Origin of the sequence: Actinoplanes italicus (assembly GCF_003001815.1) — a bacterium.
Lineage (GTDB): Bacteria > Actinomycetota > Actinomycetes > Mycobacteriales > Micromonosporaceae > Actinoplanes > Actinoplanes italicus.
Map to the genome: position 1 here is coordinate 454,358 of NZ_PVMZ01000001.1, position 14,110 is coordinate 468,467.

Annotated in this window: 14 protein-coding genes and 1 tRNA gene; 3 read left to right on the forward strand and 12 right to left on the reverse strand. The window is 70.7% G+C overall.

Annotated features, from left to right (window positions below; translation table 11 throughout):
* Positions 1-4 precede the first annotated feature (4 nt).
* Both CLV67_RS02230 and CLV67_RS02235 read right to left on the reverse strand, forming a co-directional pair.
* Complete coding sequence (locus CLV67_RS02230; RefSeq protein WP_106315423.1) at positions 5-1,363, reverse strand: cystathionine beta-synthase; 1,359 nt, start codon at positions 1,361-1,363, stop codon at positions 5-7.
* 3 nt (positions 1,364-1,366) lie between these two features.
* Positions 1,367-1,711 carry a YkvA family protein gene (locus tag CLV67_RS02235; protein WP_106315424.1) on the reverse strand — a complete coding sequence of 115 codons (345 nt, stop codon included), beginning with the start codon at positions 1,709-1,711 and terminating at the stop codon, positions 1,367-1,369.
* A gap of 143 nt (positions 1,712-1,854) precedes the next feature.
* Here CLV67_RS02235 and CLV67_RS02240 point away from each other — a divergent pair, with 143 nt between their 5' ends.
* From CLV67_RS02240 to CLV67_RS02250, 3 genes are all read left to right on the forward strand, one after another.
* Complete coding sequence (locus CLV67_RS02240) at positions 1,855-2,877, forward strand: SGNH/GDSL hydrolase family protein (RefSeq protein ID WP_106315425.1); 1,023 nt, start codon at positions 1,855-1,857, stop codon at positions 2,875-2,877.
* Positions 2,878-3,007: 130 nt separating this feature from the next.
* Positions 3,008-3,805 carry an SGNH/GDSL hydrolase family protein gene (locus tag CLV67_RS02245; RefSeq protein WP_106315426.1) on the forward strand — a complete coding sequence of 266 codons (798 nt, stop codon included), beginning with the start codon at positions 3,008-3,010 and terminating at the stop codon, positions 3,803-3,805.
* Positions 3,806-3,893: 88 nt separating this feature from the next.
* The gene (locus CLV67_RS02250; protein WP_106315427.1) at positions 3,894-5,135 is read left to right on the forward strand and encodes an acetyl-CoA C-acetyltransferase; all 1,242 of its coding nucleotides are present in this window, start codon (positions 3,894-3,896) and stop codon (positions 5,133-5,135) included.
* 654 nt (positions 5,136-5,789) lie between these two features.
* Here CLV67_RS02250 and CLV67_RS02255 read toward each other — a convergent pair.
* The 10 genes from CLV67_RS02255 to CLV67_RS02300 all read right to left on the reverse strand — a co-directional run bounded on the left by CLV67_RS02255 (position 5,790) and on the right by CLV67_RS02300 (position 13,936).
* Positions 5,790-6,101, reverse strand: coding sequence for a hypothetical protein (locus CLV67_RS02255; protein ID WP_106315428.1), 312 nt, complete (start codon positions 6,099-6,101; stop codon positions 5,790-5,792).
* Positions 6,102-6,402: 301 nt separating this feature from the next.
* Positions 6,403-7,239, reverse strand: a complete 837-nt coding sequence (locus tag CLV67_RS02260; protein ID WP_106315429.1) for a Bax inhibitor-1/YccA family protein — start codon at positions 7,237-7,239, stop codon at positions 6,403-6,405.
* A 183-nt stretch (positions 7,240-7,422) separates the two neighbouring features.
* Positions 7,423-7,504, reverse strand: a tRNA-Leu gene (locus CLV67_RS02265).
* Positions 7,505-7,560: 56 nt separating this feature from the next.
* On the reverse strand, positions 7,561-8,919 hold the full coding sequence (locus CLV67_RS02270) for an NAD(P)/FAD-dependent oxidoreductase (RefSeq protein WP_106315430.1): 1,359 nt from the start codon (positions 8,917-8,919) through the stop codon (positions 7,561-7,563).
* Positions 8,920-9,006: 87 nt separating this feature from the next.
* Positions 9,007-9,573: a hypothetical protein gene (locus CLV67_RS02275; protein WP_106315431.1), complete on the reverse strand. Its 567-nt coding sequence runs from the start codon at positions 9,571-9,573 to the stop codon at positions 9,007-9,009.
* Between the two features lies 1 nt (position 9,574).
* A complete protein-coding gene (locus CLV67_RS02280) occupies positions 9,575-10,930 on the reverse strand; it encodes a DUF58 domain-containing protein (protein WP_106315432.1) in 1,356 nt (451 codons plus the stop codon).
* Positions 10,923-11,912, reverse strand: coding sequence for an AAA family ATPase (locus tag CLV67_RS02285; RefSeq protein WP_106315433.1), 990 nt, complete (start codon positions 11,910-11,912; stop codon positions 10,923-10,925). Before CLV67_RS02285 ends, CLV67_RS02280 begins: the two co-directional genes overlap by 8 nt.
* A gap of 27 nt (positions 11,913-11,939) precedes the next feature.
* Positions 11,940-12,518 carry a hypothetical protein gene (locus CLV67_RS02290; protein ID WP_106315434.1) on the reverse strand — a complete coding sequence of 193 codons (579 nt, stop codon included), beginning with the start codon at positions 12,516-12,518 and terminating at the stop codon, positions 11,940-11,942.
* Positions 12,515-13,216: a DUF4129 domain-containing protein gene (locus CLV67_RS02295; RefSeq protein ID WP_106315435.1), complete on the reverse strand. Its 702-nt coding sequence runs from the start codon at positions 13,214-13,216 to the stop codon at positions 12,515-12,517. Before CLV67_RS02295 ends, CLV67_RS02290 begins: the two co-directional genes overlap by 4 nt.
* 42 nt (positions 13,217-13,258) lie before the next feature.
* On the reverse strand, positions 13,259-13,936 hold the full coding sequence (locus CLV67_RS02300) for a uracil-DNA glycosylase (protein ID WP_239166142.1): 678 nt from the start codon (positions 13,934-13,936) through the stop codon (positions 13,259-13,261).
* Positions 13,937-14,110 lie beyond the last annotated feature (174 nt).

The following is a 14,110-nucleotide window of genomic DNA, read 5'->3' on the forward strand; positions in this document are numbered from 1 at the left end:
GCCGTCAGCTCAGATGCGCCAGCAGATCCTGACGGGTGAGCACGCCGGCGGGCTTGCCGTCGACCAGGACCATCGCGGCGTCCGACTTCTCCAGCAGCGCGACGGCCTCGGCCACCGGCTCGCCGCCACCGATCATCGGCAGCGGGGCCAGCATGTGCCGCTCGATCGTGTCGTGGAGGTGGGCCTGTCCGGTGAAGAGCGCGTCCAGCAGCGCCTTCTCCGAGATGGAACCGGCCACCTCGCCGGTCACCACGGGCGGCTCGGCCTTGAGGACCGGGAGCTGGCTCACGCCGTACTCCCGCATGTAGTCGATGGCGTCGCGCACCGTCTCGGTCGGGTGCACATGGATCAGCGGCGGGATCTCGGCACCCTTGCCGGCCAGGGCGTCGGCCACGCTCGGCGTGCCCTCCTGGGTACGCAGGAAGCCGTACCGCGCCATCCATTTGTCGTTGAAGATCTTCGACAGGTAGCCACGGCCGCCGTCCGGCAGGAGCACCACGACCACGTCGTCCGGACCGGCCTTGCGGGCGACCTCGAGCGCGGCCACCACAGCCATCCCGCACGAGCCGCCGACGAGCAGGCCCTCCTCACGGGCCAGCCGGCGGGTCATCTCGAACGAGTCCGAGTCGCTCACCTCGATCACCTCGTCGGTGACCTCCCGGTCGTACGCCGTGGGCCAGAAGTCCTCGCCCACGCCCTCGACCAGGTACGGACGACCGGTGCCGCCCGAGTAGACCGAGCCCTCCGGGTCCGCGCCGATGACGCGTACCGCACCCTGCTCTTTCAGATATCGCCCGACGCCGCTGATCGTGCCGCCGGTGCCGACACCCGCCACGAAGTGGGTGATCTTGCCGCCGGTCTGATCCCACAACTCGGGCCCGGTGTCCTCGTAGTGGGAACGAGGGTTCGCCGGGTTGCTGTACTGATCGGGTTTCCAGGCGCCCGGGATGTCCCGGGTCAGCTGGTCGGAGACGTTGTAGTAGGAACGCGGGTCCTCCGGCGCGACGGCGGTCGGGCAGACCACCACCTCGGCGCCGTACGCCCGAAGCACGTTCTGCTTGTCCTCGCTGACCTTGTCGGGGCACACGAAGACGCACTTGTAACCGCGTTGCTGGGCCACCAGGGCCAGCCCGACGCCGGTGTTGCCGCTGGTCGGCTCGACGATCGTGCCGCCCGGCTTGAGCAGGCCCGCCTTCTCGGCGTCCTGCACCATCCGCAGCGCGATCCGGTCCTTGACCGAGCCGCCGGGGTTCAAGTACTCGACCTTGGCCAGCACGGTGGCGCTGATGCCTTCGGTCACGCTGTTCAATCGGACCAGCGGGGTGTTGCCGATGATCTCGACCACGTTGTCGTAATAGCGCACGCTTTACTTTACGACCACGATGGGCCGCGTCCTCTCCCACTCCAGGAACCGCTCGGTCTCGGCCAGCACGGCGCCGGCCAGCCAGGTGACCGCCACGGCGTCGTCGACGAGCCCGAACACCCACAGGAACGCTTCCGGTACGGCGTCGATCGGGGACACCACGTACGCCGTGGCGGCCGCCATCAGCGCGAGACGCATGCCGCCGTCGTACTCCCCCCTGGAACTCGCCTTGATCATCCGAGGCAGCGCACCGAGTCGCTGGGCGACGGTCGGCCCGCCCCGGCTGCCCGCAGACAGCGCCCGGGCGAGCGCGGTGAACGCCGCAGCACGTTTCAACGTTTTGGCCATCTCTGTTCCCCTCTCCGCCACTCAAGCATGACGTGGGTGCGCCATGATTGCCTCTCGCCATCGCGAGTTAGCCTCGAATTCCGACCCCACCCGCCGATCATGGCCGATCCGGATGGTTCCTTCGAGCGACAGCGAGGGAGACTATGAGCAGCATCGATGTAGCCGACGTCCGGTGGCGGTGGGTCAAGACCGCCGGCCGGATCACCGGAGCAGCCGCTGGGTTGACCGCCGTCTCCGCCGGGCTGCTGTGGCATCAGGCCTCCGAGGCGCGCCGGGTGATCCCGATGGCCGAGGCGCCACCGCCGCGTGGCGACGGTCTCTACGGCGCGAAGTTCGGTGGCAAACCACTCAGCCTGGTCATCCTGGGCGACTCGACGGCCGCCGGGTACGGCGTGCACCGGCCTCGCGAGACACTCGGCGCGCTGTTCGCCACCGGCATCTCGCGCCGCCTGCGCCGCCCGGTCCGCCTGCACCGGCTGGCCGTGGTCGGCAGCGTCTCGGCCGGGCTGCCCTACCAGGTGGACGCCGCCTTCGAGTACGAACCGGACCTGGCGATCATCCTGATCGGCGGCAACGACGTCACCCACGTCTCGGCGCGGGACGCGGCCGTCCGTCATCTCGGCGACGCGGTACGCCGGCTGCGTGCCGCCGACTGCCGGGTGGTGGTCGGCACCTGCCCCGACCTCGGTGCGATCCAGCCGATCAAGCCGCCCCTGCGCTGGCTGGCCCGGCGCTGGAGCCGCCAGCTGGCCGCGGCGCAGACCGTCGCGGTGGTCGAGGCCGGCGGGCGTACGGTCTCCCTCGGCAACCTGCTCGGCCCGATGTTCGAGGCCCACCCGGCACGGATGTACAGCGAGGATCGTTTCCACCCCTCCGCCGAGGGGTACGCCAGAGCTGCGGCCGTGATGATGCCGACCGTGATGGCCGTGCTGGGCACGGACGACCGGGCGGCACTGCCGGTCGCTGAGGACGTCCGTGACCTGGCCGAGGCGGCAGACGAGGCGGTCCGCGCGCCGGGCACCGAGGTCGCTCCGGCAGGGCGGTGGGCTCGGATGCGGCGCTACCGCTGGTTCAGCACTCGCCCGGCGGCTGCGGCCCCCGTTCCCACCGGTGACCCCAGCGGCGGGGTCGTAGGGTATACACCAGAGGATCACCAGGTCGGTTGATCATCACCAGGTCGGTTGATGGCGGGGAGGCGGACATGGCCGGGTCGCCGTCACCAGGTCGGCGGATGGCGGTCGGGCAGGACATGACCGGATCGCCGTCACCAGGTCGGCGGATTCAGGGAGGCGGGACATGGCCGGGCTGCCGGAACGACTGACCAGGGCCGCGGCCACGAGCCTGCTGGCCGGGGCGGTGGGCGGAGTCGCCCTGATCGCCGGGGAGATGCTGGCCGCGAAGGCCAGGCGCTACGCGAAGCCCACCATGGGCCTGGCACTGCGCACGTCGATGGGCCCGCAGAGCGCGCCGCAGCTGCGCCTGGTGCTGCTCGGCGACTCGGCCGCGGTCGGCGTCGGCGTGGAGTGGCTGTCCGACACCGTCGGCGGCCAGCTGGCGCGCCTGCTGGCCGACGGCTCACCGGACACCGGGCAGCGGCACGTGCTGCTGTCCAGCGTCGGCGTGGCCGGCTCCCGATCCACCGACCTCGCCACGCAGGTGGCCCGGGCGCTGCTCGGCGACCGTCCCGACGTGGCGGTAATTCTGATCGGCTCCTACGACGCGGCCTCCGGGCGTGGCGTGGACGACTCGGCCGGGCACCTAGGTCAGGCGGTCCGCCGGCTGCGCTCGGCCGGCGTCCAGGTCGTCGTCGGGACCTGTCCCGACCTGGGTGCCGCCCGCTCGATGGCGCCTCCGCTGCGGCAGATCGCCGGGCTGGTCGGCCGCCGGCTGGCGAAAGCGCAGGCCAAGGCGGTGACCGACGCCGGCGGTGTGGTGGTAGATCTGGCCGCTGAGACGGGCGCGGTGTTCCGGGCCGACGCCGGGACCCTCTGCTACGACGGCTTCCACCCGTCCGCCGACGGTTACCGGGTCTGGGCCCACGCGCTCTATCCGGCGGTGGCGAAAGCGGCGATGACCGGTGTGGGAGGCTCCTGACCGGCTGCGTTTCATTGCCGGAGGGTATTTTCACGGCGTGTGACAAATTCGCGCTTCCGACCATGTTACTGATGAGTAAACTGGCGGTATGCCGGAAGCTGTCATCGTCGCCACTGCCCGCTCCCCGATCGGCCGCGCCCACAAGGGCTCGCTCAAGGATCTGCGTCCCGACGACCTCGCCACCACGATCGTCGACGCCGCCCTGAACAAGGTGCCGCAGCTCGACCGCACCCTCATCGAGGACCTCTACCTCGGCTGCGGTCTGCCCGGCGGCGAACAGGGCTTCAACATGGCCCGTGTGGTCGCCACCAAGCTCGGGCTGGACGGCCTGCCCGGCGCCACCGTCACGCGGTACTGCTCGTCGTCCCTGCAGACCACGCGGATGGCCTTCCACGCCATCAAGGCCGGCGAGGGCGACATCTTCATCTCGGCCGGTGTCGAGACCGTGTCCCGCTTCGCTCGCGGCAGCTCCGACGGTCTGCCGTCCGCCGCGCAGGACCTCGTCGGCTCCTGGCACAACCCGGCCTTCGCCGACGCCGAGGCCCGTACGATCGCCGCCGCCAAGAACCGCACCACCTGGCACGACCCTCGCGAGGACGGCCTGCTGCCCGACATCTACATCGGGATGGGCTACACCGCCGAGAACCTCGCCCAGGTCAAGAACGTCTCCCGCGAGGAGATGGACGAATTCGGCGTACGCAGCCAGAACCTCGCCGAGAAGGCCATCGCCAACGGCTTCTGGGAGCGTGAGATCACTCCCGTGACCCTGCCCGACGGCACGGTCGTGTCGAAGGACGACGGCCCCCGCGCCGGCGTAACCGTCGACGCGGTCTCCCAGCTCAAGCCGGTCTTCCGGGAGGACGGCCGGGTCACCGCCGGCAACTGCTGCCCGCTGAACGACGGCGCCGCCGCCCTGGTGATCATGAGTGACACCAAGGCCCGTGAGCTCGGCATCACCCCGCTCGCCCGGATCATCTCCACCGGCGTCACCGCCCTGTCGCCGGAGATCATGGGGCTCGGACCGGTCGAGGCGTCCAAGCAGGCCCTCAAGCGCGCCGGCATGAGCATCGGCGACGTCGACCTGGTCGAGATCAACGAGGCGTTCGCCGCCCAGGTGATCCCGTCGTACAAGGACCTCGGCATCCCGCTGGAGAAGCTGAACGTGAACGGCGGCGCCATCGCGGTCGGCCACCCGTTCGGCATGACCGGTGCCAGGATCACCGGGACCCTGCTTAACTCGCTCGACTGGCACGACAAGTCGATCGGCCTGGAGACGATGTGCGTCGGCGGCGGCCAGGGCATGGCCCTGATCGTCGAGCGCCTCAGCTGATCTCCCCACCGGTACGGGCCTGGCACGTTCGCACCACGTGCCGGGCCCGATCCGTCGTGCCCTACGGCACCACAGGTCACCACGCGAGCCCGCCCGGCACCACACCGTGGTGACCCGCGCCCACCAGCGCACCGCAACTCACCACGCGAGCCGGCCGGCACCACACCGTGGTAACCCGCGCCCACCAGCGCACCGCAACTCACCACGCAGGCGCGGCCGGCACCACAACGTGGTAACCCGCGCCCACCAGCACACCGCAACTCACCACACAGGCCAGGCCGGCACTACACCGTGGTGACCTGCGCCCACCAGCAGACCGCAACTCACCACGCAGCACGGTCCCAGGGGCAGGCGTGGTGAGTTGGGGCCCATCAGCGCGCCCGCGACTGGGCAGCAGCGCGGTTCGGCTATCGCCTGGATCGGCACCACTGGCGCATCGCAATTCACCGCGAGCGGAGCAGCATCGTGATTCGGCGCGCGGTGGCGAGCGAGTCCCGGGCCGGTGATCGAGGGCCGGGAGCGGGGCGGAGCAGTAACGGTGGACATCGCACAAGCCCGGCGGTCGCGCTATGGCCCGGTGTGGCAGCCCCGTCGCGGTGTAGTCCGGGACGGGGTGGTTCGGCGGTACTGTTACTTACGTACCAAAGAGGGGTCTTAAAGGATTTTTCGCGCCTCTTCGACCGCTGTGGTGGCGCGGTCGAGAACGTCGGCCGGCGGGGCTGCGGCCAGGAGATCGTCGGCGAGGACGCGGATCTGATCGCGAAGCACCAGGTCGTGGATGTGCGGGACCGGGCGGGCCGGACGTTTCTCGGCCTCGGCGCCCAGGTCTTCCAGCTGCTGCACGAGTCTCCGGACCTGCTGCGAGCGGGGTGCTGCCGCGTTCAGGGCCGAAGCATGCCATCGGCGCTCGTCCCAGTAGTGAATCTGGGTCAGCAGCCGCTCGATGGAGGTGGCGAAGTCGGGCACCCGGCGACGATACCCGGCCGTCGGAGCGCCGGATCCGTCCAGGCGTGGAAGGCGCGCGCGAAAGCTGTCAACGACCGCCGGAGCGCTAGATCCGCCCCGCGTGCGAGGAGCGCGAGGAAGCCGGGAACAGCCGTCGGAGCGCCGGATCCGGCCAGGTGTGGAAGGCGCGCGAGAGGAGGCCGGGAAACGGCGAACCCGCCCGGCGCGGGAGGCGCCGGACGGGCTCGCACTTCAGGTCGGGGACAACGCCCGGTCCGTGGGGAGACGGGCCGGGCGTTGCATGGCGACGGCGGACGAATCGTCAGTCGTCGCCCTGGAAGTAGCTCAGCAGGCGGAGGATCTCGATGTAGAGCCAGATGAGACTGACCAGGATGCCGAACGCCGCGGTCCAGGAGTAGCGGCGCGGCAGACCCATCCGCACGCCCTCCTCGATCTCGTGGAAGCTCAGGATGAAGCTCAGCGAGGCGACCACGATGCAGATGATGCTGAAGCCGATGCCCAGCGCGCCGTTGGACCGCAGACCGGTCTCGACGTTGAAGAGCGCCAGCACGAAGTTGATCAGCATGACCGCGAACAGGCCGGCCATGACGGCGATCATGCCGCGCACGAACTTCGGTGTCGCCCTGATCACGCGAGCCTTGTAGAGGCCCGCCATCACGAAGAAGACACCGAACGTGGCGATCACGGCCTGCAGGACGATGCCCTGGTAGCCCATGATGTCGTTGAAGAACTTGCTGATCATGCCGACGAACACGCCCTCGACGACCGCATACGCGATCACGAGAGCCGGGTTGGCCACCCGCATGAACGAGATGACCAGGCCGAGAACCAGGCCGGTGAGCGCCGCACCGATCCAGGCCGGGCCGATCAGGGCGTCCGGGATGAGGGTCCACGCGGCGGCCGCGGAGGCGCCGGTGAGGCCGAGCAGCGTGACCGTCTTGACGACCACGTCGTCGACCGTCATCGGCGCGACGGCCGGAGGAGCGGAGGGGTAGCCCGTCGCCGTGGGGTAGGGATCGCCGTAGGCCGGCTGACCGTAACCCGGCTGCGCGGCCGGCCCGTATGGCCCGTACCCGGCCGCTCGCTCCCGCTCGGCCGCCTGGCCGAGGCGCGAGAGCACCGGGTTAGATGTCTTCACTGTTTCCAGCCTCCCTTGGAATGGCGACGCTATGCCGCCTGTGCTCAAGGGTAAGCCGTCGACGCCGTCCGCGCCGTACCACGAAGCTGTGAGCAGGCTGAAAATGGGACCTTTCAGCGCAGCTCAGGGGGCATGTGAATGTGATCACGGTCGCGACGGAGTCGCCGCGACCGTGGGCACCGGTGCCCGGGGCGGGTCTCGAACCCGCACGCCTTTTGGGCAGCCGCTTTTAAGGCGGCCGTGTCTGCCATTCCACCACCCGGGCGGCCTGCGAACACCGTAACCGGTGACGCCCAGGCAGTGGAAACGGCATCGACCCGATCAGCGGGACCCGGCGCCGACCTTCTTCTCGGCGGGCAGGTCCACAGCGGGGGTCACCTCGGTGAACTCCTCACGTGGGTGGTGCAGCTGGCCGAGGGCGACGGTCTCCCGCTTGAACATGAACGCGAGCACCCAGTCGGCGACCACGCGGACCTTGCGGTTGAACGACGGGATCCGGCTGACGTGGTAGAAGCGGTGCATCAGCCAGGCCGGGTAGCCCTTGACCTTGACGCCGTAGACGTGTGCCACACCCTTGTTGATGCCGAGACCCGCGACACCGCCGACGTGCTTGTGGCGGTAGTCCTTCGGAGCGCCGCCGAGGACCACCTGGGCGATGTTGTCGGCGAGCACCTTGGCCTGCCGGACGGCGTGCTGGGCGCTCGGCGAGCACCAGGCGCCCGGGTTGGTCAGGTCGGGGACCTGGGCGCAGTCACCCGCGGACCAGGCGCCATCCCACGCCTCACCGGTCTCGTTGTCAGCCACCTGCAGGGTGGGCAGGCAGTTGACGTGCCCCTTCGGCCCCAGCGGCAGGTCGGTGTTGGCCAGCATCGGCGACGGCTTGACGCCGGCCGTCCAGACGAGCGTCTCGGCACGGAACGTGTCGCCGTCGGACAGCACGACCCGGCCGTCGACGCAGGACTGCAGGAAGGTGCTCAGGCGCAGATCGACACCCCGGCCGGCGAGCTGACGGGCGGTGTAGGCGCCCATCTCGGGGCCGACCTCCGGCAGGATCCGGTTGCTGGCCTCGACCAGGATGAAGTGGACCTCCTTGGGGTCCAGCTCCGGGTAGTACTTCAGCGCGTCCGCGACGACGTCCTGCATCTCGGCGAGCGCCTCGATACCGGCGAAGCCACCACCGACGAAAACGAAGTTCAGTGAGGCCTTGCGCACCTCCTCGTCGGGCGTCGCGGCGGCGACGTCCAGCCGGTCGAGGATGTGGTTGCGCAGGTAGATGGCCTCACCGATGGTCTTGAGGCCGATGCCCCGATCTTTGAGGCCGGGGATGGGCAGAGTGCGCGAGACCGAGCCCGGCGCCACGATGATGTGGTCGTACTCCATCTCGTAGGAGGGGCCGTCGATCGGCTGGATCACGACGGTCTTGCGAGCGTGCTCGACCCGGGTGACCTCACCGGAGACGATCCGGCACTTCTTCAGCGCCCGACGCAGCGGCACCACGGCGTGTCGCGGCGAAATGTTACCGGCCGCTGCCTCAGGCAGGAATGGCTGGTAAGTCATGTGAGGAACAGGGTCGATGACGACGATCTCGGCCCGATTGCGGTTCAGCTTCTTGGACAGGCGGAGGGCGGCGTAAAGCCCGACGTGACCTGCTCCTACGACGACTATGCGCGGCGGATTCACCGCTCTATTGTCGCGCGCGGAAGGCATTTCATGCGCCGTTCTGTGACGATCACAACGGCTGAAGTCAAGTGACGAAACACTCAGATTTCACTCGCGATGGGCGATACGGGCTAGGACCATTGTCACAGCCGTTGCCGCCACCAATCCGACGAGCGTGGCCAACTGGAATGCGTCGCCGCCCAGGTCGGCGGTCAGGCCGAGCGCCAGGACGATGACGACCGCCGAGATCAGCACGACCAGCAGGGCGCGGCCCAGCCAGAGGGCCGGGACTTCGAAACTGACCATGGCGTCGTACGGCAGGACAGCCGCCAGAGCGGTCAGGGTGTGAGCCAGGTAGAGCAGCGCGGCCAGCGCCAGCACCCGCCACAGCTCGACCGGCGAGCCGTACCCGGTGGTGTCGATCAGCCAGCCGGCGATCGCCGTGAGCGCCGCGGCGGTACCACCCCGGCCCCGCGGTGCCAGCGCCGGCCAGATCACCAGGCCCAGCGCCACCGACATGAACCGCGGGCTCGCCAGCAGCTCGGCGGGCCAGGCCACCCCGAGCGCGAGCAGGCCGGTGAACAGGATGCCGCAGCGGATGGTGAACGGCACCGCGGTGGCCCGGCCGGCCGCCTTGCGCCACCGCTCGACGCGTCCGCTCAGTCCGGTCAGCATGTCATCGCCCCCTCGGAGCAGAGGCCAGCCGGGCCACGTCGCGCAGCACCAGGTCGAGGCTGCCCGCCCCGGCCCAGGCCACCACGGGTACACCGTGCTCGCGCAGGCGGCCCAGCACGTTCTCCCGCTCGATCCGCCACAGCCGGGTGGCCAGCGGCGTCCACTGGTTCTTCACCGGCGGAGCGACGGCCGCCGGAAGCGTGTCGACCGCGACCACGTAGCGGCCCGACTGGGTGAGCTGGGCCAGCATGTCCGCGGCCCGCGGGTCGACCAGCGGGGTCAGCACCACGACCAGCGCCGACGAGGAGACCTGGTGTGCACCGAGGACGTGTTCGTACTGTTCGGTGGCTGCCGGGTCCGGACGGACGTCGAGCAGCCACTCCAGCACGGTCAGGTACTGGCGGCGTCCGGACGCGGGGCGCAGCCGGCGGGCGCTGGCGCCGTACTCCAGCAGCGAGACCCGGTCACCCCGGTGCAGGTAGTGCTCGGAGATCGCGGCCGCCGCCCGGACCGTGGTGTCCAGCACCGACGAGCCGCCGTGGACCCCGCCGGACAGGCCGATCTCGCCCAGCACGTCGAGCAGGAGCAGCACCTCGGCGTCACGGTCCGACAGGGTGGAAGCGACGTGCAGGTCACGAGTCCGCAGGGAGACCCGCCAGTCGATCCGGCGGAGCCGGTCACCGGGGGCGAACTGCCGGACACCGGCCAGCTCGCCGCCCTCCCCGGGCCGCCGGGAGCGGTGCGCGCCGACCAGGCCGGCCGCGGCAGGCATCGCCTCGACGGCGTTGAACGGCTCGGTGACCGGATAGACGCGGACACCCTGTGCCGGGGTGACGATCGGCCGGCAGGCCAGCAGCCCACCGCACGCCGCGGCGCGGGCCGCGGCCGGTCCGACGTCCTGCCGGCCCCAGCGCAGCGCCTCACCGGGCAGATCGATCGTGGCCCAGCCGTCGGCCGCCACGGTCAGCGCGAAGGGCCGATCCGAGTGCTCGAGGCGCAGCCAGGAGGAGGTCCGGGTCCGGACCACCACCAGGTCGTAGTCGATCCCGTCCGGGTTGGCGACGGTCAGACCGGCCGCCACCTCGCCGCCCTCGACCAGGTGCGACTCGTCGGCACTGATGGTGATCTCGGGTGAGGCGGACGGGGTGCGGCGCAGGTTGATCGCGGCGCCGATCGCGAACGGAGCCGCGAGCAGCACCAGGTCGACCCGGCCCAGCGCCACGCCGAGCAGCAGGAGCAGACCGGTGAGCAGCACCGACCGGCCGAGCGCACGGGTCGGCGCCCAGACCGGGCCGGACGATGCCTCGGCCGTGCCCTCGGCGGGCACGGCCGGGCGCAGGCGCAGCAGGTCAGTCATGCCGGGCGTACGTCGGGAGCGCCCCGCTGGCCGGGGCGGGCACCGCGGTGAGCACCTCCTGGACCACGAAGGACGGATTGACCTGGCGCAGCCACATCTCCGGCCGCAGCGTTATCCGGTGCGCCAGGGCGGGGATCGCCACGTCCTTCACGTCCTCGGGCACCACGTAGTCCCGGCCGGCCATCGCGGCCCGGGCCCGGGCCAGCAGCAGCAGCGCGAGCGAGCCACGCGGCGACGAGCCGACCAGAACCGCGCCGTGCTCCCGGGTGGCCGAGGCGAGCGCCACGATGTAGCGGCCGATCGAGTCCTCGACCGCGACCGACTCCAGAGCGGTCTGCATCAGCTGCAGCGTGCGGGCGTCGACCACCGGGGAGAGCGTGGCCTCCTCCTGACGGCGCGACATCCGGCGCTGCAGGACCGACCACTCCTCCTCGGCCGTCGGGTAGCCGAACGACACCCGCAGCATGAAGCGGTCCAGCTGCGCCTCGGGCAGGGGGTACGTCCCCTCGTACTCGATCGGGTTGGCCGTCGCGATCACGTGGAACGGCGGATCCAGCCGGTACGTGACACCCTCGACCGACACCTGCTTCTCCTGCATCGCCTCGAGCAGGGCGGCCTGGGTCTTCGGCGGCGTCCGGTTGATCTCGTCGGCCAGCAGCATGTTGGTGAACACCGGGCCGGCCCGGAAGGCGAAGTCGCCCTTGCGCTGGTCGTACAGGAACGAGCCGGTCACGTCGGCGGGAAGCAGGTCGGGGGTGAATTGGAGCCGGCGGAAGTCGAGCCCCAGCGCCTGCGCGAAGCACCGGGCGGTCAGCGTCTTACCCAGCCCCGGCATATCCTCCAGCAGCACGTGACCGCCGGCCAGGATGCCGGCCAGCACCAGTTCCAGCGAGTCCCGCTTGCCCACCACGATCGAGCCGACCGAGTCGAGGACCGCCCCGGCCAGCCGCCCGACCTCGTACGGGGGAAGAGCCTGCGTCACCGGCGCACCTTTCTCACAGTCGTTCTCTCACAGTCGTTCCATCGCGTCGAGATAAGTCTCGACGTCGCGGGCCTTGAGCGCCCGCCGGCCCGGTCCGGACAGCGCCGACCACAGGTCGTCGCCGAGGACTTCCCGGGCCCGGCGCGGGTCACTGGCCCGGGTGATGCCGTGCCGCAGGCGCAGCCGTTCATCGGTCAGCTCCGCGAGCACCGGCAGAACGTTACGCGCATACAGATCGGGATCCGAGTGCGCCCGGTCCAGGTTCTGTTCCCAGCGGCGCACGGCGGCCCGCAGCGCGTCGGCGGCCTGTGGGGTCCCCGACCCGATCCGCGAGCGCAACTTCGGCGCGGGTGGTGGCGCCACCGCCTTGACGGCGTGGATGAGCAGCCGCAGACCGATCAGCAGGGAGACCAGCAGGAGCAGCGAGATGCTGGTGTCCAGCGCGCGCAACCCGGCCGTGATGACCACCGCGGCAAGACCGATGACGAGCGCGTTGCCGGCCAGCGTGATGGCGATCGAGCGCCGCTTGACCTCGGCTTCCGGCTCCTCGGTCCGCTGCTGGACCTCGGCGACGCCGAAGAGGTCGTCGAGTCCGCCGTCGCTCATGTCGGTGCTCCGGTCCGGGTGGCGCCCAGGTCGGCGCGCAGCCGTTGCAGGGCGGATCGGGCCTGCTGCCGCATCTGGTCGTCGACGGTGTGCGTCGCATACCGCGCCTCGCGGTAGACGGCCAGCAGGGCGGCGAGCACTCCGGCGTCGACCCGCTGCTCGGCGAGCAGCCGTCCGACGTAGTCGGTGGGGCTGTCACCGGGATGCCGCGGCGTGCCGGCCGCGGCGGCCGCGTCCTCCAGCCGCACCCAGCAGGCGATCACGGCCCGGCGCGGGTCACGGTCGGTGTCGGACAGCTCCTCGAGGCCCGCGTCGAGTGCCGCGACCAGATCGTCGGCGGTCCGCACAGCGCGTCGGGGCTGATGCCGGCCGGTGCGGGCCGGACGGCGGCGCAGGTAGTCGCGCACCAGCGCCCAGGTCAGACCGGCCACCATCAGCACCGCGCCGACGATGAGCACCACGAGCGTGGCGGTGCCCACCCAGTCGGGCAGACCCTGTGCCGGCTCCGGGATCGAATCCTCGAATGTGGGCTGGACGGACGGCCTCGGTGGCAGCAGGGGCGGCCGGGTCGTCGGGGTCGCATCCGGCTCGATCTGGTCCAGCTGGGGCGCGGATCTGGTGGCGGCCAGCGAGATCACGAAGAGCAGTCCGAGGACGGCGGCCATCGGCCACCATCGGCGCAGTGCTGCGAGGTCCATTGCGGGCTCAGATCCGTGACTCGGGGATTGTCGGCGCTCGCATCATGCCAGGCCCGCCAAAACCTTCGCACGGCCGAACACCTCGTCGAGCATCGCCGGGGTCAGCCGGCCGGTGAAGGTGTTCTGCTGGCTGACGTGGAAACACCCCAGCAGAACGGGCGCGCCGGGCACGCTGACCTGGGCGCTGTGCCCGAATTTCGGACGCGGCACCGGAGGCCTGATCCCGTAGGCGGCGGTCATCGCCGGCCACCAGGCGGCCCAGGCGAACGCGCCGAGCGCGACGACGACCCGCAGCGTCGGCCGGATCAGCTGGAGCTCACGCTGGAACCAGGGCGCGCACGTGTCGCGTTCCTCGGGCAGGGGCTTGTTGTCCGGTGGGGCGCAGCGCACCGCGGCGAAGATCCGGGTGTGCCGCAGGGCCAGGCCGTCGTCGGCGGAGACGCTGGTCGGCTGGTTCGCCAGCCCGGCCCGGTACAGGGCTGCGAAGAGCACGTCACCGGAGCGGTCGCCCGTGAAGATCCGCCCGGTGCGGTTGCCGCCGTGTGCGGCCGGCGCCAGGCCGAGGATCGCGATCGAGGCATCGGGTGGCCCCATGCCGGGCAGGGGACGGCCCCAGTACTCCTGGTCCCGGAACGAGGCGCGTTTCACCTCGGCGATGCTGGTGCGCCACTCGACCAGTCGTGGGCAGGCGAAACAATCCGCGATCCGGGCGTCGAGCACGCTCAGCGAGGCCGTCTCGGCCGCCTGGGCGACAACTTCCCCGGGGGTACGCGGTGAGCTGTCGGACGGTTGCACGGGTCCAGCACATCACCCCGTGTCATCCGCCGCTCGGCGAGGCCCTCCGAAAGTGATCCGTTCTGGACGACGCCGCGGAGTCTCGTCACCCGCGACGGC

Bases quoted from the DNA above. Each gene is read 5' to 3' on its own strand.
- CLV67_RS02235 (WP_106315424.1), bottom strand. From the start codon at position 1,711: ATGGCCAAAACGTTGAAACGTGCTGCGGCGTTCACCGCGCTCGCCCGG.
- CLV67_RS02240 (WP_106315425.1), top strand. From the start codon at position 1,855: ATGAGCAGCATCGATGTAGCCGACGTCCGGTGGCGGTGGGTCAAGACC.
- CLV67_RS02245 (WP_106315426.1), top strand. From the start codon at position 3,008: ATGGCCGGGCTGCCGGAACGACTGACCAGGGCCGCGGCCACGAGCCTG.
- CLV67_RS02250 (WP_106315427.1), top strand. From the start codon at position 3,894: ATGCCGGAAGCTGTCATCGTCGCCACTGCCCGCTCCCCGATCGGCCGC.
- CLV67_RS02275 (WP_106315431.1), bottom strand. From the start codon at position 9,573: ATGCTGACCGGACTGAGCGGACGCGTCGAGCGGTGGCGCAAGGCGGCC.
- CLV67_RS02280 (WP_106315432.1), bottom strand. From the start codon at position 10,930: ATGACTGACCTGCTGCGCCTGCGCCCGGCCGTGCCCGCCGAGGGCACG.
- CLV67_RS02290 (WP_106315434.1), bottom strand. From the start codon at position 12,518: ATGAGCGACGGCGGACTCGACGACCTCTTCGGCGTCGCCGAGGTCCAG.
- CLV67_RS02295 (WP_106315435.1), bottom strand. From the start codon at position 13,216: ATGGACCTCGCAGCACTGCGCCGATGGTGGCCGATGGCCGCCGTCCTC.